This window comes from Thiomicrospira sp. WB1, assembly GCF_001507535.1.
Lineage (GTDB): Bacteria > Pseudomonadota > Gammaproteobacteria > Thiomicrospirales > Thiomicrospiraceae > Hydrogenovibrio.
The window spans coordinates 493137-517397 of the sequence record NZ_LQBN01000001.1 but is presented as its reverse complement, the minus strand read 5'-3'; the positions used below and the strand labels follow the sequence as shown (position 1 = coordinate 517397).

The following is a 24261-nucleotide window of genomic DNA, read 5'->3' as shown; positions in this document are numbered from 1 at the left end:
CTTGGCCCGGCGCGCTGATACCCCAGAAGCCTTGGATCAAACCTGGTTGCAAACCCATTGTGACCAGGCCTGGTCATTATGGCAGTCGTTGCAAACCCAACTGGATGAGACACACCCAGGTGTACAACTGCATTGGCTCACGCCCGGACCAGACAGCCACTGCGAGGACCTGATCCTGGCGCTGACCTGCCGGAATGACCCGCTGCTAGGCGATAAACCTTTCTGGATCGACTTCACCGCCGGGCAAAAAGCGCACCGCCAGCGTTTTGGTGGCGGCAAAGGCCAACCGCTGGCCCGAGCGATTCTGGGAAAACACCCAAGCCACTTGCCCAGAGTGCTGGATGCCACCGCCGGACTGGCCAATGATGGTTACGTCATCGCACAACTCGGTTGCGAGGTCACCCTGATGGAACGGCTCCCGGTGATGGCCGCCCTGATTGACAACGGCCTCCAGCGCGTGCGCCGTCTGGAAGACGTTGCACCCGATTCGGCCGAGGTCTGCCAGCGTATCAGGGTCATTGAAGCCGATGCGGCGGCTTGGATGCACGCGCACCCGGCCGCCTTTGATGTGGTCTACCTCGATCCCATGTACCCGCACACCAACAAACGCGCCGCAGCCAAAAAAGGCATGCAAATTCTGCAGCGCCTCGCCGGACCGGATCAAGACAGCGACCAGTTGCTCAGCGCCGCCCTGCAAACGGCGACCCATCGGGTGGTGGTCAAACGCCCCAAAGGCGCCCCGCCCCTGGCGGGCCCTGCCCCGCATGCCGCCATCAAAAGCCCCAACACCCGTTACGACCTTTACAGCATCCAGGCGATGACACCCTAATGCCTTGGATCACTGACGATCAATCAATGCCATTTTGATCCCGGTATAAATCAGAAGACTGCCGGCGGCTTTGTTGATCAGCGTGACCCAACCGCCCTGAAGACGCTGATTCGCCAAATGGGCACCCAACCAGCCATACAGGCTGTAAACGATCAGGTCCGCCACAAAGACGGTCGCGCCCATCCAGAATAGCTGCAGCGCCAGAGGCTGTCCGGGGTCAATGAATTGCGGCAAAAGCGCAGTGAAATACATCAGCGCCTTGGGATTGGCCAGTTGAATCAACGCGCCCTGCTGAAACAGTTTTGAGCTGGAAGGCAAGGCCGTTCTGCTCACCGGTTGCGCGTCCAGCCGAATCGCACCGCGGGCGCTCAGCAGAGCCGACAAGCCCAGATATAACAGAAACCCGACCCCCAACCACTTAATGATGCCGAACAGCGTGGCGCTGGCGACAATCAATGAGGCGATCCCGGTGGCTGACAGCGCAAAGAACAAACCATCGGCCGACGCAATGCCCACCACCCCCAGAAACGCTCGATGCGCTTGATCATGCGGGCTATGGCGTGCGGCCTGAGCGGCTACCACCATGGCTGAGGGGCCCGGCACCATAATCAACATGAGCGTGGTGACAAAAAATAATCCATATCCATCCATACTCGAACCATTTAATAAAAACTATGCATTATTGATTTTATTTTAATAAAAATCTATGCTTTATCGTATGCCTTATCCCACACGAAACGACAATTATTCCAGATCCGGCGTCATGCTGATTGCGCTGGCCATGTCTGCCATGGCGGGACTGATCAACAGCGTCATCTTTGTGGCCTTTGGGTTACCGGTCAGCCAAATGACCGGTGTGGCCACGCACATCAGCGATTCCATTTATGCCTGGCAGGGCCTTGACCTCATTCAAGCCACAGGCATTCTGCTGGCGTTCATTTTCGGGGCGTTTGTCTCAGGCTGGCTGATTGGGCACGCGGATTATTTTGAAGACAAAAGTTATGGCTTGGCGCTATTGACCAATGCCGGCGTCTTATTCCTGGCGGCTCTGATGAGCTTTTTCGAACCCATCGCTGCGGTCTGGATCACCGCCATGGCCTGCGGCCTGCAGAATGCCATGGTGGCCAGCTACAAAGGTCTTCAGATCCGAACCACGCATGTCACCGGCATTGCCACCGACATAGGTGTGTTTTTGGCGCAACGTTTCAAACACAAACGCCGGCTCCCGTGGCAAGCGCTCCTGTTGGCAACGCTTCTGACCGGGTTTATTTTAGGCGGACTCATCGGCCTGCTACTCTGGCCGCACACCGAGCTTTACGCACTGATCCTGCCAGCCTTTCTCAACCTGGGTCTGGGACTGCATTACTTCTGGTACCTGAGCAGACGCGCTTCACAATAGGCTTCGCAATAAGCCCCACAATGTTGCAGCAATCATGGAACCGACGCGTTTGCGCGAACAATCCCTTTTCTTTGTTGCGCCTCGGGGTACAATAAATGTTACAAAGCAGTCACAACCGTGTTGGGGGAGGAAAAAACATGTGGCGTTATTATCTCAAACATCACCTACAAACGCTCTGGTTTCGCGACCCCAAAGAAGACATGGTTTTCATCAATGGCCGGGCGGTGCAAATGCGCGCCACTCTGCTGCTGATGATCCCCGTCTATATGGTGTATGTGCTCTACACCACCGTCCTGAGTCCTAGCTGGCAGGTCTGGTCGGGCCAGATTCCGCAAGAAACGTTCGAGATGACCGAAAACTTCAATGTTCTCTACGAGGTACTGGCGTACCGCACGGTTTACGACTTTACCATCCCATCGCTGGTGTTGTTCTACGGCTTGTTTGAGATGCTGGCCGGCATGTGGGTTCGCACTTCCTACCTGTCGCCCACGATTCATCTGACGGCGTTTTTGACCCGCCATGACGAACCCAAATGGGAACCGCTCAAACCCAAGCGTTTTGCCTGGGCCATCGGCACTGTCATGATCATCAGCTGCCTGCTGTTCTTCAACCCGGACAGTTTTGCCCGCTTTGTCAACGGCGTGACCGCAAGCACACTTTTGCCCACGGACGAAAACTTCATGCCCGACTGGATTCCGCTCCTGGTGTATGTGTGTCTGTTGTTTATGCTGTCGGAAGCCGCATTTGGTCTGTGCTGGGGCTGCAAATTCCACTGGCTTCTGGCCAAGCTCGGGATTTTCAGGGAAGAGTGTTACAGCTGCAACAACGTTGATTTTGGCAAACGCCAACGCCAGCAAGCGCTGAAAGATCAGGTTAAGCGTCTCGCCGAAAAAACCGACCAACCCTGACATGAAACGCTAAGAGGGGTTTTCGGCCGGCCAATCTGGCAAAGACCCGGGGCGCCCGGTCAGGTAGCCTTGGATAATATGACAGTCTTTCGCCTGCAAAAACGCCAACTGCGCTTCGGTTTCCACCCCTTCTGACACCACAGACAATCCTAATTTGGAGGCCATGGCGATGATGGTCTCAATGATGGCATTGTCATTGAGGTCCACACCAATGTCCTGAACAAACGATTTGTCGATTTTGAGCCGGTCCAGCGGCAGTTTTTTCAGGTAGGCCAAGGACGAATAGCCAGTACCGAAATCGTCGATGGCAATGTCAATGCCACGACGCTTAATCGCATGCAACACCGGCAGTTTGGTCGCGATGTTACCGATGAAAATGCCTTCGGTGATTTCAAGCTCCAGCAGCTTGGCGGTCTGAGGAAATGCATTGAGCAATCGATCCAGATCCTCCAAAAACTCATTATGGTTCAATTGCATGGTGGCCAAATTAAGCGATAAGGTCGGACGCCCCGTGAGCGGAGCCTGATACAACCACTGCTCAAACGTCATCATGGCATTGGTATACATGACGTTGGAAAATTCCACCATCCAGCCGTTTTCTTCAATTACGGGCAAAAACTGGACCGGGCTGATCCATTGCCCCCGCTCATCCTGCATGCGTGCCAGCGCTTCGTAACCGACCACTTCATGCGTGCGGGCGTCAACCTGAGGCTGAAAAACCGGGACCACCAGCCCGGCTTCGATCGCCTGTTTGATGTAGGTGCGAAACGCCAGGTAATTGATGCTGTTGTTATCAAACGATTCGTGATAATAACTCCAACGCAGGGAATCATCCGACTTCACCTGATACATGGCAATGTCGGCGGCTTTGATCAGTTCATGGATGCTGTCGCCATCACTTGGATAGAGTGCGATCCCGACGCTGGACGAGGTAAACAGTTTCTGATCTCGGATCACCACACTTTCAGACAAGGCTTTGATCAATCGGTTGGTGGTCGCATGAATTTCGTCCCGATCCGCGGAATCCAGCATCACCAGAAATTCATCGCCCCCAAACCGAGCCACAATGTCACGTGAGGACAAGCCGGCCTGCAAACGCTCGGCAATCACTTTGAGGTAGGCATCGCCGTTCTGGTGCCCCAGTGTATCGTTAATGATTTTAAAACGATCCAGATCAATGAAAAGCAACGCAAACGGGCGTTCCGGGGCTTCTTCAATGCGCTTTTCCAACAGCTGGTACAGCTTGTAGCGATTGGTCAGCCCCGTCAATAGATCACGCTCCGCCAGATAGGTCAATTCCCGATGATTAACCGCCAGCGACTCGGCCATCCGATCAATGGCCTCGGCAATCTGCCCGAACTCATTGGGTTCATTCAAACGGATGCGGTAGTCGTATTCGCCTTGGGCCAGTCGTCGCGTGCCCGTCAGGATTTTTTCAATCGAGTGTTTGATCCCCCAGTAAAGAAGGGTAAAACTCAAACTCAGCAGCAACAACACCGCCAGACCGATGTAGACCAGACTGCTCTGATGATGATAGCGCAGCTGCTGTAAATCCCCATTCAGATCAAATTCGGCATACAGATAAGCGTTTTGAAAAAGACGGGCCCTGGTCGCCTGAGACAGAGGTTCAAGAGGCAGTACCCCTATCAGCGACTGCCCATCCTCGGACACATGAACCTGTACTCGCGTGTCTGCAGCGATGTCAAACTGACGCAAAACCGATTCGATCTGAGGAAACCGCGACACGGGCATCGAGCGCATTTCCGCCCTGGATGCGTGATAAATTTCCCCGTCTGCGCCCACAATCGCCACCCGTTTAAGGTGCCGATTGGAAGTCAATCGTGACACTTCGCGCGTGACCGCATGGACATTGCCACGCCGGTTAAAATCGTTGACGGTCCCCTGCAATTCGACCAGGCGCTGCTGCGCGGTTTCCACACGCGTGTCCACCAGCAAGGCTTTTTGCCCCAGATAGCTCACCCCATAGCCCAGCGCCCCCGCCAAAAGCGCGGTGATCACCATGACCACCAAAAACGCCAGGGCCACCGGCATTTTGGCCAGATTAAGGAGTCGGTAAAAAAGCATCGTTCAAATGCCCCTTTAGCAGCGGTTTTGTCTGGGCGGCCTCATCAATCAGGTCAAGCTTGCCGAGCGCCTCTTTTAACCGAGGTTCCAACGCATGCAACGGACTGTCTGGCCCCAGCAGCGCTTGGTTACGAGCCAGGGAGGTGAAACGCAACCCCGACAGCGAATCCATATAGGTTTCCAGGGACACTTTATAGCGTGGCAAGGCAAAACCGGCCGCTTTCCTGGGGTGGCGCGATTGATAATCCAGGGCTTTAAACCAGGCCGTCACCAGGGTTTGCACCAGTTCCGGCGACTGCGCCATCACATCCCGCCGCACCACGAGCACATCCAGAATTTCATCGGGAATCTGAGTGGAATCAAAGACCGGATGCTTGCCGGCTTCAAGCAGCTGTGTGCGATAGGGATCGAACGTGACGGCCGCGTCAATCCGACCTGCCTCAAACGCCTGTTTCTGCTCCATCGCATGAGTGGTCTGTACGGTGATGTCGTCCAGCGTTAAACCGTTCAAGTCCAGCGCACGCTGCAACAGATACGCCCCCACCGCCGAACGCTCGACGGCCACGGACTTGCCTTTGAGCGCCTTCACATTGGCGATGTCCGGGTTGGCGAGGATCACATCCCCCCCGTGCGAGGTATCCAGAATCAACACCACCTGCAGGTCAACGCCATCGGCCAGCAATTGCAAGGTTTCGTCCAGGGTGAAGGCGCCGGCTTCCAAACGGTGGTTTTTAAACGCGGCGATGGCGTCGGTATTGGAAAGATAATCCAGGATACGGATGGGGGCCTCATCCAAATAGCCCAATTTTTCGGCAAGAACCAAGGGTTCGTAACCGGGCCACAGCAGAGAACTGATGCGAAGCTCCTGAGGCGGTTTGCTGCAAGCCGTCAACAACCAGGCCGACAAAGCCACGGTGATACACGCCGCGATCCAGCCTCGAACCTGACGCATCACGCCCTCCTCCCTCGATCAACGCATGGGCACCCGGCCCAACACGGCTTCGCAAACCGGGTCATGGCGTCACCGCCTTGGTCGCCCATGTCCGCAGCCCCTGGGTCATGTTTGACAGGATTGAATCGCACCCCTTGATACGGTGGCGCTGTTTGAGATAGGCCGAGGTGTTGTAAGCCAGCCAGACCTGACCGGCCGGATCCTGCCAGCTCAAGGCTTTAAGCGGCAAATCAATCGCCACGCTCGGCGCACACTGCATCAGCCGGGTGCCGACTCTGGGATTACCAAACACCAGCACCTGAGTGTCCGGGATCGACAAATCGACGCGCTCGGCCCCGGCGCGATGATCAATGCGGGCAAACACCGTGAGGCCATTGCGTTGCAGCACGCCTTCCAGCCGGTCGAGCGTCTCCGTGACGGAAAAGGCACTTTGCACCCGGGTCATCCCTTCTCCCATCGCCCAGAGCGGCAGAGACACCCCACACAACACGCTGATTAACAAAAAACGCTTCATGCTCACTCCTCAGGTCGGCGACCGCGTTCAAGCGTGGCCCCGTTCATGCTGATTGATTCGCCAACGTATTTTGACGTAACGCCAGGCAGATGAATCAAATCATACTCGTCTTGGCACCAAGATACCACTTTTGCCTGAAAGACAACGCAGGTTCGAAAAATGGGCGAATGTGAAGCCATCGTGACCAGACCTGGTCAAAAAAAAGAGAGAGGGATGCGGTCAGCGCATGCCCCCGCCTGGCGAAGGACACGCAAACCGTTCAAAGACGGGGTTATTCACGAATGGTGCCGTCGCCAAACACAATGTATTTCTGCGAGCTCAGGCCTTCGAGTCCCACCGGGCCGCGAGCGTGGAATTTGTCGGTGCTGATGCCGATTTCCGCGCCCAGACCATACTCAAAGCCATCGGCAAAGCGGGTGGAGGCATTAACCATGACCGAGCTGGAATCGACCTGCGCCAGAAAGCGGCGCGCCGTGGTCAGGTTTTCGGTGATGATGGCCTCCGTGTGCCCGGAGCTGTAGCGCGCAATGTGCGCCATGGCTGCTTGCGCGTCGGGCACCACTTTGATCGACAGGATCGGGGCCAGATATTCCGTGGCCCAATCTTCGTCGGTGGCGGCTGGCATGTCAGCGATGATTTCGCGTGTGCGCTCACAGCCGCGCAGCTCCACGCCTTTGTCGACAAATGCCTTCACCAGGCCTGGCAAAATTTCCAGCGCCCGCGAATCGGCTACCAACAACGTTTCCATGGCATTGCAGACCCCATAACGATGGGTTTTGGCATTGAGTGCGACCCGGTAGGCTTTGTCCGCGTCAGCGGCGTCATCAATGTAAACATGACAAATACCATCCAGATGTTTGATCACCGGCACTCGCGCCTCGGCACTGATGCGCTCGATCAGACCTTTACCGCCTCGCGGAATGATGACGTCCACAAACTCAGGCATCGTAATCAATGCCCCCACGGCCGCGCGGTCAGTAGTAGGCACCACCTGCACAGCCGCCTCGGGCAAATCGGCGGCTTTGAGACCGGCCTGTATGCATTGCGCCAAAGCCTGATTGGAATGACTGGCTTCCGACCCGCCACGCAGAATCGCTGCGTTGCCCGACTTCAGACACAGGGCCGCCGCATCAATGGTGACATTGGGACGTGATTCATAAATGATGCCCACCACCCCCAGGGGCACGCGCATTTTGCCCACCTCGATGCCGGAAGGCAGGGGCGCCATCTGACTGATTTCCCCAATCGGGTCCTTGAGGGCGGCAATCTGACGCAGGCCGGTGATCATGCCGTCCAACGCCTGATCGCTCAAAGTCAGACGATCCAGCATGGCCGCATCCAGGCCGTTGGCCCGACCGGCTTCCAGATCCTTGGCGTTTTCCGACTGCAGCCGTGCGCGCTGCTGTTCAATCTGCTCGGCAATGGCGACCAACGCCGCATTTTTCTGGGCCGTATCGGCCACAACCAAAGTACGGGATGCCTCACGGGCGGCCTGCCCGAGCTGTTGCATCAATGTCTCAACGGATGTGTTGTTTTGGGTCATAATGTCCTCACTCTCGTCCCGCCAACTGGGCCACCAATTGTGACAGGCCCAGCCACGGGTCCTTGGATGTTTGGCCTTTGATGCTCAAATCAATCGCCAGCGCCTGCTGCGTCATCGCCGACCAGGCCTGGTGAGAATGACGGCTCAGAGCCGCTTTGAATTCCGCCTGACGCGACGACCAGATTTTCATTTGTTTGAATGCCTGCCCCAACGACATGCTGGCCTGAAGCTGGGACAATGCGGCCAGCGAGCGCAGCTCTTTGGCCAGCAACCACAGGACGATCGGCGCTTCCAGTCCTTCCTGGCGCAGACGGTGCAGAATCTGAAGCGCGTAATCGCTTTGCCCTTTGAGGGCGGCGGTGCTGAGCGCAAACAACTGATAATGCGCCTGATCGGCCACTTTGGTTTCAATGTCGGCCACGCTCAAACGATGCCCCGGTTCAAAAAACAGGGCCAGTTTTTCCACCTCTTGATCGGCGGCAAGCAGGTTGCCTTCCACACGTTCGGCCAGCATGGCCGCCGCCTCCGGCTCCATTTCCAGCCCCGACTCTCGGGCCCGGTCGGCACACCAGCGCGTCAGAGCCTGACCTTCAATCGGTTTGGATTGGGCGGCCACGCCATGGCGCTCAATCGTCTGAAACCATTTGGCTTTCTGCTGACGCCAGTCCAGCTTTTCACAGCGCAGCAGCAAGCAGATTTCCGGGTGACCGGTCTGCGGATCCACCGGTGCCTGCTCAAACCATTTTTGCAGAAAGGCGCCGCCATCCTTTCCGGGTGACCCTTTGGGCAAGTCCAGTTCAATCAGACGCTGCTCAGAAAACAGACTGCCAGCCTGGGTTTCCATCTGCAGATCCTGCCAGCAGGCGGCGTTGGCATCCATTTCATAGCGTTCGCGTTGCAGATAGCCGAGTGAGCGCATCGTCGCCCGCCAGGCATCCTGTACCCGCCGCAGATACAAAGGCTCTTCCCCAAAAATCAGTAGCAGCGGCACTGGCTGAAACGTGCCTTGGCTAAACTGTTTCAACAGGGCCGGTGCAGTCATCATGGCGTGGTTCCGCCCTTCTTCGCTGCATCACCGATTGGCGCGAGGGTCTCAGAAGGTAATGGCTTGGGCCGTTGTGCTTCATAGGCACGTTGAACCCGATCCAGAATCTGCATGGCCAATTCGTTGGCCATTTGTGTGCGCAAGCTCTCCAGCTCCTGCGCAGCGGCCGCCAGCCCGCCGGTTTCAATCCGACGGTCGCGGTAACTGATGGCCTCGCCCTGCACCAGCGCCTGCGCCGTCATCACCTGATCGGCCGAAAACGGTTGGGTCATGGTAATCAATTCGGAACCGGTGTCCCCGCTGCCGGAAATACTGGTGCGTGTGGTTTTGTACTGCGTCGGGCCCAGTCGGATGGCCACCTCGGCATCGGCCAGACGATTGACCCGCTGGACACTGGATGCCTCAAGCATGTTGTTCAAGGCTCGTGTGACGTCAGCGCGCGCGCCATCGGCCTGCACATAAGCACTCTGAAACGTCACGGTCGCGCTGCCGACGCCTTTGAGCTGAAACCCACAGCCCGTCAGCAGCAACACCGCCAATAAAAGGGGTGCAAAACGACTCAAAACCCACCAGGCCTGGTCATTTTTGGACCGGACCATCAATGCGCCCGTGCACATGGCATGGCTACGCAAAACGACGTTCCTCACCCTGCCCATGCACATTGTCCACACAGCGCTGACACAGATCCGGGTCTTCGTTATGGGTGCCCACATCGGCGCGGTGATGCCAACAGCGCGCGCACTTAGGGTGCTGAGTCGCCACCGGCGCCACCCAAAGCCCCTCAACGTCCGTGGCCTGAGCAGGGTCCGTTTTGTCTGACAGCGGCTGCACACACGCTTCAGAGGTGATCAGCACAAAACGCAACTCATCGCCCAGCGCCGTCAGATCGCGGTACAGATCGCCGTCGGCATAAAGCGTCACTTCAGCCGTCAGTGAGTTTTTGATCTGACCGTCGTTGCGCAGGGTTTCGAGTTGTTTGGCCACGGCCGAGCGCACCTGAATCAGGCGTGCCCAGTAATCGCTGTTCATGGGTGCGGATTCATCCAACGGCTGCAAGCCGTCGTACCAGTTTTCGGTAAACACAGACGCACTGCGTTCGCCCGGGATCGACTGCCAGATTTCCTCAGCGGTGAAGCTCAGAATTGGCGCAATCCAACGGGTGAGCGCTTCAATGATGTGATACAAAGCGGTCTGTGCGGAACGGCGCGCCTGGCTGTCCGCCTGGGTGGTGTACTGACGGTCTTTGATCACGTCCAGATAAAACGCGCCCAGCTCAATCGAACAGAAATGGGTGACGGCCTGATAGATGCTGTGAAACTGATATTGGTCATAGGCCTCAATCACCGTGTTCTGCACCTGATCGGCCATGCCGACCGCCCATTGATCCAACGGCAGCATATTGTCATAAGCCAACACGTCCTTGGCCGGATCAAAGCCATTCAAATTCGCCAGTAAAAAGCGCGCCGTGTTGCGAATGCGTCGATAGGCATCGGCGGTGCGGGCAATGATTTCGTCGGACACGGTCATTTCATAACGGTAATCCGAACCGGCAATCCACAGACGCAGAATGTCCGCACCGTATTTTTTGGCGATGTCCTGCGGGGCCACCACATTGCCTTTGGACTTGGACATTTTCTTGCCGTCCTTATCCACGGTGAAGCCATGGGTCAGCACCTGCTTATAGGGCGCCTGGCCGTCGGTGGCCAGCGCCGTCAGTAGCGACGACTGGAACCAGCCACGGTGCTGATCCGAGCCTTCCAGATACAAGTCCGCCGGAAAAGTCAGCGCTTCGCGCTCTTTCAGCACTGCCTGATGGGTGACGCCGGAATCAAACCAGACATCGAGAATGTCGGTCACCGGCTCGTACTGATCCGCTTCCTCCCCCAGCACTTCTTTGAGGTCCAGCTCATACCAGGCATCGATGGAATGCTTTTCTACCCGCTGGGCAATCTGCTCCATCAACTCAAGGGTGTCCGGGTGCATCTCGCCGGTGGCAGTGTGCACAAAAATCGGAATGGGCACGCCCCAAAAACGCTGACGGGAAATACACCAGTCCGGTCGGGATTCCAGCATGCCTTCGATCCGCGCCTGCCCCCAGTCGGGCACCCACTGCACGGATGGGATGGCCTGCATCGCCTTGTCACGCAACCCGCCTTTGTCCATGGAAATGAACCATTGCGGGGTCGCACGGAAAATCAACGGAGTTTTGGTGCGCCAGCAGTGTGGGTAGCTGTGCTCAATCGCTTCGTGATGCACCAGTGCCTGATGTTGCTGCAACACCTCGATCACATGGTCATCCACCTTGAGCACGTTTTCGCCTTCGAAAATTTCAGTCCCGGGCACGTAATTGCCACGACCGTCCACCGGACAGTCCACCGGCAAGTCATACTGTTTTCCCACCTCGAAATCTTCCTGACCGTGTGCCGGTGCCGTGTGCACACAGCCAGTCCCGGCATCCGTGGTCACATGATCCCCCAGAATCAACGGCACCGTGCGCGCATAAAACGGATGGCGAAGGCGAATGAATTCAAACTGATCGCCGCGTCCATAAGCCAGCACGCGGTATTGGTCAAAGCCCCACCGATCCATCGTGTCTTTGACCAGCGCTTCGGCCACAAACAACCGCTCCGGGCCGTTTTCACCGTCCACCTGCACCATGGCGTATTCCAGTTCCGGATGGATGGCCACCGCCTGGTTGGCAGGCAGGGTCCAGGGCGTGGTGGTCCAGATCACCACCGACAAAGGGCCTTCGCCTTTGTGGTCTTCAATGTGGTGACAGCGTTTGAAAAAGGCGTCCTCGTCCTGCACCGCAAAGCGCACATCAATCGCATGCGAACGCTTCATTTCGTATTCCACCTCGGCTTCAGCCAGCGCCGAATGGCCGCCAACACTCCAGTAAACCGGCTTGGTGCCTTTTTCCAGATGCCCGTTTTCGATCATCTTGGCCAGTGCCCGGATTTCGTCGGCTTCAAACTTGAAATCCTTAGTCAGATAAGGGTTTTCCCAGTCTCCGGTCACGCCCAGACGCTGAAAATCGGCCATTTGCTTGTCGACCTGTTTCTGCGCGTAATCGCGGCAGGCCTGGCGAAATTCCCGTGCCTGAATTTTTTGACCCACCTTGCCGTGTTTCTTTTCCACATTGAGTTCAATCGGCAGACCGTGACAATCCCAGCCCGGGACATAGGGCGCATCAAACCCGCTCAAGCCTTTGGCTTTGACGATCATGTCCTTAAGCACTTTGTTGACCGCATGCCCGATATGAATGTCGCCATTGGCATACGGCGGCCCGTCATGCAACACAAACTTGGGGCAACCGGATTTGGCTTTGCGGATGCGTTCATAGAGATTTTGACTCTGCCATTGCTTAACCCGTTCGGGTTCACGGTTCGGCAGGTTGCCACGCATGGGAAAGTCGGTTTTAGGCAGGTTCAGGGTGGGTTTGTAATCTTTAGTCATGCGTCTGAGATCTCAATTGACAGTCGGTTGAGGGAAAACGGTTATTTTGACAGACCCCCCGCCGATAGTAAATACTGCGCCGAATATGGGGCCTGAAATCGGGTGGGCCTTACAACGCCAACAGGCGTCGTGCCCGCGCGACATCCTGGGTAATTTGCTGTTTGAGGGCATCCAAGGACGCAAACGCCTGTTCGGCACGGACAAACTGGTCGATTTCCACCCGCACGTGCGCGCCATAAACGTCACGATCCCAGTCAAACAGGTGCACCTCAATTGACGGGCGCTCGCCCTTGACCGTGGGCCGAATGCCAATGTTGGCAATGCCCGGTTGCGGTCCATTGCTCAACCCATGCACATAAACGGTGTAAACGCCGATCAACGGCATGCGCATGCGCTTGGGGTTCAGGTTGAGGGTACGAAAGCCCAGTTGCCGCCCCAGCTTTTTGCCGTGGATCACCCGGCCATGAAAACAAAACGCCCCGCCCAACAGCTCGCGGGCCAGCGTGAGGTTATTGTCTTCCAGCGCCTGACGCACCAGTGTGCTGCTCACGCGACGACCGTGCAACTCATAGGTGGTCATTTCCGACACCGAAAAGCCCAGCGCCCGCCCTTGAAGCGTCAGGAAATTAAAATCCCCTTTGCGCTCGGCGCCGAAACGAAAATCATCGCCCACCACCAGATGGCGCACATTCAACTGACGATGCAAAATGGTGTCGACGAACGTCTGAGCACGGAGCGCGGCAAAGGCGGCATCAAACCGAATCACCAGCACATAGTCAATGTCGGTGCGCTGAAAGGCCCGCACCTTCTCACGCAGGTTCATCAGCCGCACCGGAGCGGACTCAGGCGCAAAAAACTCCGCAGGCAATGGCTCAAATACCATCACCACGCTAGGCAGCCCGGACGATTTGGCCAGCGCCGCAACCTGATCCAGAATCGCCTGATGCCCCAGATGGATGCCATCAAAATTGCCAATGGTCACCACCGACCCATCAGCCAGAGCCTGTTGCAATTCAGGGGGCGGACAAGTCAGATTGTGGCGGCCCAAAATCAGCTGCATAAGGCTCCAGAACAAACAATAAAAAAACTGAACGCATTATAACGCAAATACCCCCTCACTCAGCAGGGGTTGTGCGCAGAAAACCGCGCCAGCGAAAGCCTGTCGCCGTCAAAACCAATGCATACACGCCCAAAACCGCCACCACCATCAGACTCAACAGACCGACACGCTCCCAACCCGACATCATCAGCCATTGATCCGAGTCCGGCGCCCAATAGAGGATCATCGCCACCCAGGTCAGGTTGGCAAGCCCCCCTTGCATCACCAGTTTTCGCCAACCTGCCAGAGGCCGGTACACTTGCCTTTGCCACAGAAACCACGCCAAGAGTCCCGCGTTGACAAACGCCGACAAACTGGTGGCCAGCGCCAGCCCCACATGCGCCAGCGGGCCGATCAACGCCAGGTTCAATACCACATTGGCCAGTAATGCGACCACCGCAATGCGCACCGGGGTCTTCATGTCTTTGCGTGCATAAAACGCCGGCGCCAGCACCTTGACCAGGATAAACCCAACCAGACCCAATGAGTAGGCCATCAGACTGGCCCCGGCCATGCTCACGTCCTGTTGCGTGAACGCACCGTAATAAAACAGCGTGGTCACCATCGGTTCGGCCAACAACAGCAAGCCCAGCATCGCAGGCACCCCAATCAAAAAGACCAGGCGCAGGGCAAAATCCAGATCTTGCTGAAAGCCGACCCAATCCGCATTGGCCGCTTTTTTCGACAAGCCGGGCAGCACCACGGTTGCCAGCGCCACCCCGAACACACCCAGCGGAAATTCCATCAACCGATCCGAGTAATACAGCCAGGACACCGAACCGGTCACCAGAAACGAGGCTAGAATGGTGTCCACCAACAAATTAATCTGTGCCACCGATACCCCAAACAGCGCCGGCAGCATCAAACGTTTGACTTCGCTCACCCCTGGATCCGACTTGGCACGTGGGCGCGGCAGCAGCCCCAGACGGATCAGAAACGGCACATGAAATAGCAGTTGCAGCACCCCGGCGGCCAGCACCCCCCAGGCCAGGGCCATCACCGGCACCTCAAGATAAGGCGACACCCAAATCGCAAACCCGATCAAGACTGCGTTCAGCCAAACCGGCGTAAACGCCGGCACCGCAAACTGGTTGTAGGTATTCATAATCGCCGAAGAAAACGCCACCAATGAAATCAGCAGCAGATAAGGAAACGTAATGGCGAGCATATCCGTGGCCAGCGCGAACTTTTCAGGGTCATCCGCAAACCCCGGCGCAAACACCAGCATCCACAGCCCGGAACCGAATACCCCGAACGCGGTCAGCAGCAACAACACCCCGCCCAAGCGCAAAAACAACGCATCCACCAACGCTTTGACCGCCGCTTTGCCCCGGTTTTCTTTGGTGTCGGCCAGCACCGGCACAAAAGCTTGAGAAAACGCCCCTTCGGCAAACAAGCGGCGAAAAAAATTGGGAATCTTAAACGCCACAAAAAACGCATCCGCCCCGGCCGTGGCGCCAAACAACCGCGCGATCACCATGTCGCGCACAAAGCCCAGCACGCGGGAAATCATGGTCATTCCCCCGACGGTGGCGGTGGCTTTAAGAATTCTGGTCACGCTCACTCCTCATTGCAATCTGTCAGACATTTTACCCGTATCACCGGTTTTTCTGACACAAAAAAACCGGGCAGTGCCCGGCTTTTGGAACGAAAACATTGATCGCTGACCGATATCAGGCCATTGCTTTGACGCGCGCGTTCAAACGGCTCTTGTCACGCGCCGCTTTGTTCTTTGGCATCAAACCTTTGTTGGAAAGGTTATCGATGCTGGACTGTGCCACTTTGAATGCCGCAGTGGCTGCGTCTTTGTCACCCGCCTGAATGGCCGCGTCCACTTTTTTGATGGTGGTACGCATTGCGGCACGCATGCTGGCGTTGTGCTGGCGGTGTTTCTCCGCCTGACGTGCACGTTTAGCGGCTTGTTTTGAATTTGCCATGTTACTACTCCAAAATTCTTTATTTTCAAAAACTTAAAATCGGTACGCACCGAACGCAAACCGAATCGAAAGGGCTAAATCTTTCATTCGGTCACGATAACTGTTTGAAAGGATTGGCGAATTATCCATTCTTTTCAGCGCAAAGTCAAACACCCTCACGCATGATTTTAAGCCCTGGGGCAATAAAAAAGGCGCCGAAGCGCCTGATTTGAACCTATATTTACCAGGCCTGGTCAAAACCGGACCGGGTAACAAAACCGCGATCAATAATTAACGCCGTACGCTTTGAAATAAACCTTGTCCGCGTCAATTTTATGCGTCCACGGCAAACCGGCATTTATCCAGCCCGCTTTCATGCGACGGCCCTTGTTTTCGCCCTCTTTCAAGCGACCGCCCTGAAAACCATCGGTCATGGTATAAACGTTTTTAAAACCATATTGGTCCAGCATCTTCGCCACTGGCGCCGCACGCGTGGCACCGGAACGACACATAATGATGTAGGTATTGTCGCCATCATAGCCTTTGTCAAAAATGATCTCCTCGAACTGAGAAATCCATTTGCTGTTTTGCACTGGCATGTAGCGTGCCTTGTTTTGCTTGGTGTCCATTTGCGAATAATCAAACATCACCGCCGGCAGCATGATGTCAGCCTCTTTGGTGTAACCCACAAACTGCCATTCTTCCGGGGTACGCACATCCACTAAAATCACGGAATCGTTCTTCTGCATCATGTCCCAGGCTTCCGTGGCGGTCACATACAGCCCTTGCGGCGTCTGGCGTGACGGATCTTGGGGTTCCGGCGCAGCGCTGGCGGTGGCCGTTAGGGTCGCCAGAGCGGCTGCGATCACGCTTTGCTTGAGTAGTGCTTTCATCGTTTTCCTCTTGAGTTTGCTTTGAATCAGAACAAGCTTACCTTTTCATATAAGGTTTTGCTAATATTAATGACTGATATGCAAACATCAAGGGATTTTATTCAGGCGTTGGCCTGATCAACCAAATGCGCCAATTGATGAGCCGCCTGCTCATAACCGTAGTGAATCATTTCCTCGGCCCGGTCGAACTCCAACATGCCACAGACATCACTGGCGATTTCCAGCTTGTCATCCGGTGGATAGGCCGCGAGTTTCTGGCGGGCAATGGTGTTCTGCATGCTGTCAAACGCCAGGTCCGCAATTTCATACGGCCCCCATTCAGGTCCTGCGGTTTGATCGCCCGCGTTAAAAAAACCCCGTACTTTGCTGTAAATCGCAGAGACCCAGTCTTCCTGCTTTTTGGGCTTGGCTGCTTCCTCCACCGGATGATGGCGTGCCTGAGATTGCGATTCACCGCTCAAACTGACCGCCACGATTCGATCACAGCTCTCACCAAAAACCGGCGCGATCGGCACTGGGTTCAACACGCCGCCATCCACCAGCGCTTTTCGATTTAATGCATAAGGGGTAAAGAAAAGAGGCAATGAAATGGAGGCGCGAATCGCCGGAGCCAGACCGCCTTTGCGCAGCCAGATCTCTTTTTGCTGTTCAATGTCAGTGGCCACCGCGGTGTAGGCAATCGGCAGATCTTCGATCTGAACATCGCCCAGCAGCTTTTTGAGGGTTTTGAGTAACTTACGCCCCTTGACCAGCCCGTTTTTCTGCCAGGAAATATCAAGCAGTTTGAGCAAGGCCAGTTTGTCCAGATCCTTGCCCCACGCTTCGAGCTGGTCCAAACGTCCGGCGGCATACGCCCCCCCGACCAACGCACCAATGGAAGCACCGGACACGGCACCGATTTCGATGTTTTGTTCTTCCAACCAGCGGATCACACCTATGTGGGCCAACCCACGCGCCCCGCCACTGCCCAACACCAGAGCAATTCGCATACAAAGCCACCCTTATCAAAAATCTTAGTATAAAGGATGATCGCGCAGATCACACCGTCTTTGCAGATAGCTCAGCCAGCAGGGCCCCGCTAAAAACGGAATTCGCGAATCAACGTTTGCAGTGCCTCGGCATGCTCGTCCACGGAGCGATTGGTCAGCTTGGTCTGATGCGCGCCGTCGGCAACGGTTTGTGCAATGTGACCGATGGCGGCCACCTGATCTTTCATGTCCGACGTTTGCTGGCTTTGGGTCTGCGCCGACTGCGCAATCTGCTGGTTACGCTGGGTAATGGTGGTGACCGCTTCGGCAATGGCATGCAGTGCCGCGCCCGCTTCTTGGGCTTGATTCACACTGTCATGGGCTTGAGCCTGCCCCTGCTCCATTACCTTGACCGCTTTCACCGAGCCCTCCTGCAATCGGGCGATCATGCCTTCAATTTCAGACGTCGAATCCTGCGTCTTGCTTGCCAAAACACGCACCTGATCCGCCACCACGGCAAAGCCGCGTCCATTTTCACCCGCCCGTGCGGCCTCAATCGCGGCGTTCAAGGCAAGCAAATTGGTTTGCTCGGCAATGTCCTTGATCACATCCAGAACGGTGCCAATGCCTTCGGTGTCTTTGTGTAATCGTTGAATGACTTTCGCGGTCGCTTCCACCTCATCCGCCAACTGAGTGATGGCGGTCACGGTGCCCTGGACCTCACGATTGCCGGATTGGGTCGCCGACTCGGCGGATTTTGCCGCCGACAGCGCCTGATCCGTATGCTCGGCCGTTTGCGCCGCCGATTGATTCAGGTCCGCAATGGCCTGCACCAGTCGATCCGACCCGCTTTGCTGTTCGGTGACCCCGCTTTCGGTTTGTTCGATCACGCCGGTCATCTGATCCGTCGCCTGATTCAGTTGCTCCGAGACCCCCGCAATACGCTTGACCATCCCGCACAAATTGGCGGTCATGTGGTTAAAACTATTGGCCATTTCACCGATGAAATCATGGCTCTCGAGCGTGCATTGCTTGGAAATGTCATTGTGACTGATGGCATTGGCCACCTCACCGATTCGATGCAAGCGCTGAAGCAACATTTTTTTAAGCAACCAGTAATTAAATACCCCGATACTGACCCCAGCCAGAATGCAGGCCACCACAAACCAGCCCAGCATACCCGGCTTCCAATTGACAAACAGATTGGCAAACAGGGGAAAAATCAGCCCCATACCCAACCCAAAGCCTAAAAAAGCCAGGAGCATGTTTCGCAAAATACTCGGTTGCTTAAAATTCCAGGAAACCATTGCGTCATCCTTTTATTGCACTGGGCAGGACAAAGCAAAAGACTTACCAGCTGACCAATAAATTCGAAAAGAAACGTTAAAAATCACCAGGCCTGGTGAATTTGACAGGGTTCAGATAATAAAAAACCCCGGAAGACCAAAGCCAACCGGGGTTCAAGTCTGTTCAACTTGCGAGCTTAAGCCCGCGGTTGATTAGAACTTGTGCAGCAGACCTACAGAGAATGCTGATTCTTCTGCGTCAGAACCGTCAGCAGCGTTGCCACCAATGTGCTCTGTTTTTGCAAATTCAGCATAAGCTGTGGTTTTCTTGCCCATAGAGTAGTTCACACCAACAGCATAGTTGGTTGAATCTTCAAAATCGTTCACACGATCAACCATGGAAACTTTAACTTTTGGCATGATTTTACCAAACTTATAGCCAACGTTTGCCATGATGTTTGAACCTTCACGAACAGTATCTTCAATGGCATCACCACCGAAATCTTGATACATAGCGTTAGCGATCAAACCACCGGTTGCGTACTGAGCTACTACGCGAGTGTGCTGAGCTTCTGTATCAGCTACACCAGTTGTGTTTTCGTTGGCACTATCCATACCAGCGGCCAAATACAAACCTTCTTTCTTAGAACCGTAAGCAACGGCAACAGAGTACAAGTCAGAAATTGAAGACTCATCACCATCAACTGATGTTTCAGAAGGGGATGTAGCAGCAATCAGCTTAACACCACCAAAAGAAGGAGAAACGTATGCCAAAACGTTATTGACACGATTTTCCATGCTGCGACCAAAGGCACCCAGCTCACCACCGATACGACGGTTATCTGACAAACGAGCATCGTTGAACAGATCTTTAGCCTGAATCATTTTGGTTGGCGTATCGTGACGACCCATCAATACAGTACCAAATCCACCGGCCAGGCCAACGTATTGGTTACGATCACCAACGCCGCCGCCATTCATGCCAAGAGAGAATTCAACCTTGTATACAGCTTTCATGCCGTTGCCAAGATCAGAAGAACCCTTTACACCCAAACGAGAAGCGCGGTTGTCAACGTATGTACCGGAAGAAGCTTCAACTTTATCACCAGCAAAATTGTCAGCAGAACGCTGCTCAAGAGCTTGGTTCACCTGACCGTATACAGTAGGCGCATCGGCCATTGCAACAGGCGCGGCGATTGCAGAAGCAACTGCTAGAGCTACGATATTCTTTTTCATGTAATCGTTCCTTTTGATTAAAAACGTTGTGTTGTGACTATACGTCCACCTGCGTGAACTTGAGAGCAACTATATTGAGTTTAAAAAACCGGCGCAAGCGTTTTTTTAAAAAAAAGCACAAAATTTTAGAGTGTTGCAAAAATACAACAAACGCCATCCGCATCAGGCTGTGATCAAGGTGCCCACGCCCTCATCGGTAAAGACTTCCAGCATGACGGCATGTTCAACGCGGCCATCGATAATGTGTGCGGCCTGTACGCCATTTTGCACCGCTTCGAGTGCACATTGGATTTTGGGCAACATGCCGCCATAGATGGTTCCGTCCTTGATCAGTTCATCGACTTTCTTGGCGTCCAGCCCGGTGAGCAATTGCTCGTTTTTATCCAGCAGCCCCGGGGTATTGGTGAGCAACATCAGTTTTTCCGCATTGAGGGCTTCGGCCACTTTGCCTGCGACCAGATCGGCGTTGATGTTATAAGACTCGCCTTTGGCGTCCACCCCGACCGGCGCGATCACCGGGATAAAGTCGTCTTCGAGCAACATGGCCAAAACCCGGGTGTTAATGCCTGCAACCTCCCCCACATGCCCCAGATCAATCAATTCGGGCGCATCCAGGTCAGAGTTCTGATCGGTCATTTCCAGTTTGCGCGCCTCAATCAGATTGCCATCCTTGCCGGTCAGGCCCACGGCATTACCGTTGTGCTGGTGGATCAGGTTGACGATTTCCTTATTGACCAGACCGCCGAGTACCATTTCCACGATGTCCATGGTTTCGGTATCCGTCACGCGCATGCCCTGAATGAATTCCGACTCTTTGCCCACCTTGTCAAGCAGTTTGCCGATCTGAGGGCCGCCCCCATGCACCACCACCGGGTTCATGCCGACCTGTTTCATCAGCACGATATCGCGGGCAAAGCCGTTTTTGAGGGATTCTTCGGTCATGGCATTGCCGCCGTATTTGACCACGATGGTTTTGCCGGCAAAACGCTGGATGTAAGGCAGGGATTCAGCCAGCACGCTGGCGATGTTCTGGGCTTGTTCTTTGTTCAGATTCATGGTGGTTTGGACTCGCATGATTCGGATTCTCGAAAATCAAAAAACGCTATTCTAGCATGCGAGCCATTTGTGAGCGCAACCACCCGCTTTTGACCAGGCCTGGTCAAAACTGGGTCAAGCCATGCCGTACGAGCATTACCCTGTGGTCATCAAGGCTTTACGCACCCGCTGGATCTGATCATCGGTAATCATCAGTTCCTGTTGACCGTCCTGCAGTTCCTGCTTCGACTCGTTCGAGAGAAAACGATCGTAGGAGACTTCGTTGACGACCACATTGCTCACTTTGATCATGGCGACCATGGCGCGAACCTCGTCATTTTTGATCTGTTCGCAGGGCATATGATGCGTCATAATGGCATTAAGCACTTCGATCGACAAGCGCCACTTCTGCCCGATCAACACGCCGATAAAGGTGTGATTGGCGCCATACTGCGCCATTTCCTGATTCAACGTCGAAATAGGATGGGTATTAAAGCGCGCAAACAGTTTGACGTATTCCGGGTCTTTACTGGCCAGCAGCAGGGAACCGGCATTGTGAAACAGTCCGACCAGATAAGCCTCATCACGCGATACCCCCTGCACCAGTTCCGACAGTTCCGCACAGCAGAAGGCCACGTCTTTGGAGTGCTCAATGATTTCATTGACTTCGGCGGTGTTAAACAAATTCTGTAGCGCACTGGCCAACACCAGGTTTTTAAGGTTGGTGTAGCCCAGAACGTCCACGGCTTCGCGAATGGTTTTGATCGGGTGAGAAGTTTTGATCACCGGCGAGTTTACGATGCGCAGGACTTCACCGGAAAGTTTGGTGTTGCTTTGAATGATTTCAGTGATGGTCTGATTATTGGGAAAGCGGCTGGAGAGCTGTTCGTCCAGCTCCAACACTTCTTTGGGCAGATTGGGAATTTTGACGCCTTTGATGGCGTTCATCGCATTTTTTAATTGTTCTTCCATTGTGCAACTTGACTTTTTTATCGTGAGTTTGTGACACAATTGTAATCATTGGACTCACTACGCACAATGCGCAAAATCAATTTTGCCCCAACGGAGGAGATTACGTTTTAAAACGGCAACATCAACGACGGGTCCACCTGCTGAATCAATCCACGAAAACGCGCCTGTATCCGGGCCAACGCCTGAGGTGTGTCGCCTTCAAAACGCAAGGTAATCAGCGGCGACGTATTAGAAGGCCGAATCAAGCCCCAGCCATCGTCAAAATCGGCCCGAATGCCATCCAGCGTGAACAGCTGCGCACCACTGAGCCAGTCGCTGCGCTCGGCGGTTTCGCGGATTTTGTCCATAAACCGATAATGCTCACCTTCGGTAAACGGCAAGTCGATTTCCGGCGTGTTGCACGCATCGGGCAAGGTAGCAAACAGAGCGGACGCCTTGAGCGGCTGCCCGGCCACGATCTCAGCCATGCGTGCGGCGGTATAGAGCCCATCGTCAAAGCCATACCAGCGCTCTTTGAAAAACATGTGACCGGACACTTCTCCGCCCAGCGCCGCACCGGTGGCTTTCATTTTTGCTTTCATGTATGAATGCCCGGTTTTCCACATCGTCGCCCGACCGCCATGGGCTTCAATGTCACGGGCCACCAGCGCCGAACACTTGATATCAAACAACACTTCCGCCCCCGGCTGGCGCGTCAATACATCCCGAGCGTACAACATTAACTGACGATCGGCGTACAGCGCCTGCCCTCGCTCATCCACCACGCCGCACCGATCCCCATCGCCATCGAAGGCCAAGCCCAAATCGGCGTTTTCAGACAGAACCCTGGCCGACAAATCTTTCAGATTGGCCGATTTGGCCGGGTCGGGATGATGATTCGGAAAATGCCCGTCCACGTCACAATACAATTCGACCACGTCACACCCAAGCGCTCGGAACAAGTCAGGCGCATAGCGTCCGGCGACGCCATTGCCTGCGTCCAGCACTACTTTCAAAGGGCGGGCCAGGGCGATGTCGTCCACAATGCGCTGACAATAGGCCGGAAAAATATCCAGCGACTGCACAGACTCCGGCGAAACACCTTTTTGACCAGGCCTGGTAAATTCCGGGTTAGCCTCGATCCGCTGGCGCAGGGCCTGAATGTGTTCGCCGTATAGGGTCACCCCTGCGGCGACCAATTTAATGCCATTATAATCGGGCGGGTTGTGCGACCCGGTGATCGCCACACAGGACTCGACATTGGGCAGGGTTTCACGCGCGAAGTACACCATGGACGTGGTCACTTCACCCAGATCAATCACCTTCAAACCCTCTGACGCCAGCCCATCGATCATCAAGCGGGCAAAGCGCGGGCCGGACAAGCGCCCGTCCCGGCCCACGACCACATGCGTTTCGCCCTTTTCAGCGAGCGAGCGCGCAAACGCTCTCGCAACCGCGGCCACAGCGGTTTCGGTCAGAGTTTTATCCACCACCCCGCGAATGTCATAGGTGCGAAAAATACTGGGATCAATCATGTGCGTCATTCATCCAGTTTAGCGCGGTTGGATGACAATGCGATGACACTTATTGTTGTCCGGTGTGACCAAAGCCACCCGTTCCGCGCTCGGTGTCTTCGCCAAATTCCGTCACCTGGGTAAAGACCGGTTGCATCACCGGCACAATCACCATCTGGGCAATGCGTTCCCCAACGTCAATGGTGTAGGCCTTGTCGGATCGGTTCCAGCAGGAGACCATCAGCGGCCCTTGATAATCGGAATCAATCAAACCGACCAGATTGCCCAGCACCAGTCCATGCTTGTGCCCTAACCCGGAGCGCGGCAGCAACATCGCCGCCAACCCGGGATCGTCCAGATGAATCGCCATGCCGGTTGGGATCAATTCCGCCTGCCCCGGTTCAATGGTCAGCGGCACATCAATACAGGCACGCAGATCCAGCCCTGCCGAGCCTTGGGTGCCATAATGCGGCAACGGAATCTCATTGCCCAGACGTTCATCCAAAATTTTGTATTCGACCTGCAAGCTCATTCATGCACTCCTTCATTCAATTTCCACGCATTTTACCGCAACCATTGCGATCGACCAGACAAAATCTGGGGATTTGGCCCGCCCTATTCGGCCCAACGAA

Annotated in this window: 22 protein-coding genes; 3 read left to right on the top strand and 19 right to left on the bottom strand. The window is 55.1% G+C overall.

Annotation, left to right across the window (positions count from 1 at the left end; translation table 11 throughout):
• Position 1: 1 nt before the first annotated feature.
• Positions 2 to 829, top strand: coding sequence for a class I SAM-dependent methyltransferase (locus AVO41_RS02350; protein ID WP_068581990.1), 828 nt, complete (start codon positions 2 to 4; stop codon positions 827 to 829).
• A gap of 9 nt (positions 830 to 838) precedes the next feature.
• On the opposite strand, the gene AVO41_RS02345 is transcribed toward AVO41_RS02350, so the two are convergent.
• Entirely contained in the window at positions 839 to 1480 is a 642-nt protein-coding gene (locus tag AVO41_RS02345; RefSeq protein ID WP_068581987.1) for a LysE family translocator, read from the bottom strand.
• A gap of 55 nt (positions 1481 to 1535) precedes the next feature.
• On the opposite strand from AVO41_RS02345, the gene AVO41_RS02340 reads away from it, so the two are divergent.
• Together AVO41_RS02340 and AVO41_RS02335 are read left to right on the top strand one after the other, a co-directional pair.
• On the top strand, positions 1536 to 2228 hold the full coding sequence (locus tag AVO41_RS02340) for a YoaK family protein (protein ID WP_235584632.1): 693 nt from the start codon (positions 1536 to 1538) through the stop codon (positions 2226 to 2228).
• A gap of 137 nt (positions 2229 to 2365) precedes the next feature.
• On the top strand, positions 2366 to 3136 hold the full coding sequence (locus AVO41_RS02335) for a DUF4395 family protein (protein ID WP_068581984.1): 771 nt from the start codon (positions 2366 to 2368) through the stop codon (positions 3134 to 3136).
• Positions 3137 to 3145: 9 nt separating this feature from the next.
• Here AVO41_RS02335 and AVO41_RS02330 read toward each other — a convergent pair whose 3' ends face one another.
• The 18 genes from AVO41_RS02330 to dut all read right to left on the bottom strand — a co-directional run bounded on the left by AVO41_RS02330 (position 3146) and on the right by dut (position 24161).
• Entirely contained in the window at positions 3146 to 5221 is a 2076-nt protein-coding gene (locus tag AVO41_RS02330; protein WP_068581978.1) for a bifunctional diguanylate cyclase/phosphodiesterase, read from the bottom strand.
• Positions 5199 to 6173 carry an ABC transporter substrate-binding protein gene (locus AVO41_RS02325; RefSeq protein ID WP_068581977.1) on the bottom strand — a complete coding sequence of 325 codons (975 nt, stop codon included), beginning with the start codon at positions 6171 to 6173 and terminating at the stop codon, positions 5199 to 5201. Before AVO41_RS02325 ends, AVO41_RS02330 begins: the two co-directional genes overlap by 23 nt.
• A gap of 61 nt (positions 6174 to 6234) precedes the next feature.
• Positions 6235 to 6687 carry a DUF302 domain-containing protein gene (locus AVO41_RS02320; protein ID WP_068581975.1) on the bottom strand — a complete coding sequence of 151 codons (453 nt, stop codon included), beginning with the start codon at positions 6685 to 6687 and terminating at the stop codon, positions 6235 to 6237.
• A gap of 271 nt (positions 6688 to 6958) precedes the next feature.
• The gene (locus tag AVO41_RS02315; RefSeq protein WP_068581967.1) at positions 6959 to 8230 is read right to left on the bottom strand and encodes a glutamate-5-semialdehyde dehydrogenase; all 1272 of its coding nucleotides are present in this window, start codon (positions 8228 to 8230) and stop codon (positions 6959 to 6961) included.
• A gap of 7 nt (positions 8231 to 8237) precedes the next feature.
• Positions 8238 to 9275 (bottom strand): DNA polymerase III subunit delta, encoded by a 1038-nt coding sequence (gene holA, locus AVO41_RS02310; RefSeq protein WP_068581965.1) that lies wholly within the window; start codon positions 9273 to 9275, stop codon positions 8238 to 8240.
• Positions 9272 to 9874, bottom strand: a complete 603-nt coding sequence (locus AVO41_RS02305) for a hypothetical protein (protein ID WP_160326777.1) — start codon at positions 9872 to 9874, stop codon at positions 9272 to 9274. The genes holA and AVO41_RS02305 overlap by 4 nt, the downstream gene beginning before the upstream one ends.
• A 25-nt stretch (positions 9875 to 9899) precedes the next feature.
• The gene (ileS, locus tag AVO41_RS02300; protein WP_068581961.1) at positions 9900 to 12731 is read right to left on the bottom strand and encodes an isoleucine--tRNA ligase; all 2832 of its coding nucleotides are present in this window, start codon (positions 12729 to 12731) and stop codon (positions 9900 to 9902) included.
• 109 nt (positions 12732 to 12840) lie between these two features.
• Positions 12841 to 13791, bottom strand: a complete 951-nt coding sequence (gene ribF / locus AVO41_RS02295; protein ID WP_068581959.1) for a bifunctional riboflavin kinase/FAD synthetase — start codon at positions 13789 to 13791, stop codon at positions 12841 to 12843.
• A gap of 55 nt (positions 13792 to 13846) precedes the next feature.
• Positions 13847 to 15388: a murein biosynthesis integral membrane protein MurJ gene (gene murJ, locus AVO41_RS02290; protein ID WP_082676439.1), complete on the bottom strand. Its 1542-nt coding sequence runs from the start codon at positions 15386 to 15388 to the stop codon at positions 13847 to 13849.
• A gap of 115 nt (positions 15389 to 15503) precedes the next feature.
• Positions 15504 to 15767: a 30S ribosomal protein S20 gene (rpsT, locus tag AVO41_RS02285; RefSeq protein ID WP_068581953.1), complete on the bottom strand. Its 264-nt coding sequence runs from the start codon at positions 15765 to 15767 to the stop codon at positions 15504 to 15506.
• A 263-nt stretch (positions 15768 to 16030) separates the two neighbouring features.
• Positions 16031 to 16639 (bottom strand): rhodanese-like domain-containing protein, encoded by a 609-nt coding sequence (locus tag AVO41_RS02280; protein ID WP_068581952.1) that lies wholly within the window; start codon positions 16637 to 16639, stop codon positions 16031 to 16033.
• A gap of 101 nt (positions 16640 to 16740) precedes the next feature.
• Complete coding sequence (locus tag AVO41_RS02275; RefSeq protein WP_068581951.1) at positions 16741 to 17628, bottom strand: patatin-like phospholipase family protein; 888 nt, start codon at positions 17626 to 17628, stop codon at positions 16741 to 16743.
• A gap of 89 nt (positions 17629 to 17717) precedes the next feature.
• Positions 17718 to 18839: a methyl-accepting chemotaxis protein gene (locus AVO41_RS02270; RefSeq protein ID WP_235584631.1), complete on the bottom strand. Its 1122-nt coding sequence runs from the start codon at positions 18837 to 18839 to the stop codon at positions 17718 to 17720.
• 267 nt (positions 18840 to 19106) lie between these two features.
• The gene (locus AVO41_RS02265) at positions 19107 to 20129 is read right to left on the bottom strand and encodes a porin (RefSeq protein WP_068581947.1); all 1023 of its coding nucleotides are present in this window, start codon (positions 20127 to 20129) and stop codon (positions 19107 to 19109) included.
• Positions 20130 to 20291: 162 nt separating this feature from the next.
• Positions 20292 to 21185: an acetylglutamate kinase gene (argB, locus tag AVO41_RS02260; RefSeq protein ID WP_201022841.1), complete on the bottom strand. Its 894-nt coding sequence runs from the start codon at positions 21183 to 21185 to the stop codon at positions 20292 to 20294.
• A 135-nt stretch (positions 21186 to 21320) separates the two neighbouring features.
• Positions 21321 to 22136, bottom strand: coding sequence for an HDOD domain-containing protein (locus AVO41_RS02255; protein ID WP_068581940.1), 816 nt, complete (start codon positions 22134 to 22136; stop codon positions 21321 to 21323).
• Positions 22137 to 22243: 107 nt separating this feature from the next.
• Complete coding sequence (locus AVO41_RS02250; RefSeq protein WP_235584630.1) at positions 22244 to 23650, bottom strand: phosphomannomutase/phosphoglucomutase; 1407 nt, start codon at positions 23648 to 23650, stop codon at positions 22244 to 22246.
• A 49-nt stretch (positions 23651 to 23699) separates the two neighbouring features.
• Positions 23700 to 24161: a dUTP diphosphatase gene (dut, locus tag AVO41_RS02245; RefSeq protein WP_201022824.1), complete on the bottom strand. Its 462-nt coding sequence runs from the start codon at positions 24159 to 24161 to the stop codon at positions 23700 to 23702.
• Positions 24162 to 24261 lie beyond the last annotated feature (100 nt).

Excerpts from the sequence above, each read along its gene's own strand:
- AVO41_RS02345 (WP_068581987.1), bottom strand. The coding sequence starts at position 1,480 with ATGGATGGATATGGATTATTTTTTGTCACCACGCTCATGTTGATTATG.
- AVO41_RS02340 (WP_235584632.1), top strand. The coding sequence starts at position 1,536 with ATGCTTTATCGTATGCCTTATCCCACACGAAACGACAATTATTCCAGA.
- AVO41_RS02335 (WP_068581984.1), top strand. The coding sequence starts at position 2,366 with ATGTGGCGTTATTATCTCAAACATCACCTACAAACGCTCTGGTTTCGC.
- AVO41_RS02330 (WP_068581978.1), bottom strand. The coding sequence starts at position 5,221 with ATGCTTTTTTACCGACTCCTTAATCTGGCCAAAATGCCGGTGGCCCTG.
- AVO41_RS02325 (WP_068581977.1), bottom strand. The coding sequence starts at position 6,173 with ATGCGTCAGGTTCGAGGCTGGATCGCGGCGTGTATCACCGTGGCTTTG.
- AVO41_RS02320 (WP_068581975.1), bottom strand. The coding sequence starts at position 6,687 with ATGAAGCGTTTTTTGTTAATCAGCGTGTTGTGTGGGGTGTCTCTGCCG.
- AVO41_RS02315 (WP_068581967.1), bottom strand. The coding sequence starts at position 8,230 with ATGACCCAAAACAACACATCCGTTGAGACATTGATGCAACAGCTCGGG.
- holA (WP_068581965.1), bottom strand. The coding sequence starts at position 9,275 with ATGATGACTGCACCGGCCCTGTTGAAACAGTTTAGCCAAGGCACGTTT.
- AVO41_RS02305 (WP_160326777.1), bottom strand. The coding sequence starts at position 9,874 with ATGGTCCGGTCCAAAAATGACCAGGCCTGGTGGGTTTTGAGTCGTTTT.
- ileS (WP_068581961.1), bottom strand. The coding sequence starts at position 12,731 with ATGACTAAAGATTACAAACCCACCCTGAACCTGCCTAAAACCGACTTT.
- ribF (WP_068581959.1), bottom strand. The coding sequence starts at position 13,791 with ATGCAGCTGATTTTGGGCCGCCACAATCTGACTTGTCCGCCCCCTGAA.
- rpsT (WP_068581953.1), bottom strand. The coding sequence starts at position 15,767 with ATGGCAAATTCAAAACAAGCCGCTAAACGTGCACGTCAGGCGGAGAAA.
- AVO41_RS02280 (WP_068581952.1), bottom strand. The coding sequence starts at position 16,639 with ATGAAAGCACTACTCAAGCAAAGCGTGATCGCAGCCGCTCTGGCGACC.
- AVO41_RS02275 (WP_068581951.1), bottom strand. The coding sequence starts at position 17,628 with ATGCGAATTGCTCTGGTGTTGGGCAGTGGCGGGGCGCGTGGGTTGGCC.
- AVO41_RS02270 (WP_235584631.1), bottom strand. The coding sequence starts at position 18,839 with ATGGGGCTGATTTTTCCCCTGTTTGCCAATCTGTTTGTCAATTGGAAG.
- AVO41_RS02265 (WP_068581947.1), bottom strand. The coding sequence starts at position 20,129 with ATGAAAAAGAATATCGTAGCTCTAGCAGTTGCTTCTGCAATCGCCGCG.
- argB (WP_201022841.1), bottom strand. The coding sequence starts at position 21,185 with ATGAATCTGAACAAAGAACAAGCCCAGAACATCGCCAGCGTGCTGGCT.
- AVO41_RS02255 (WP_068581940.1), bottom strand. The coding sequence starts at position 22,136 with ATGGAAGAACAATTAAAAAATGCGATGAACGCCATCAAAGGCGTCAAA.
- AVO41_RS02250 (WP_235584630.1), bottom strand. The coding sequence starts at position 23,650 with ATGATTGATCCCAGTATTTTTCGCACCTATGACATTCGCGGGGTGGTG.
- dut (WP_201022824.1), bottom strand. The coding sequence starts at position 24,161 with ATGAGCTTGCAGGTCGAATACAAAATTTTGGATGAACGTCTGGGCAAT.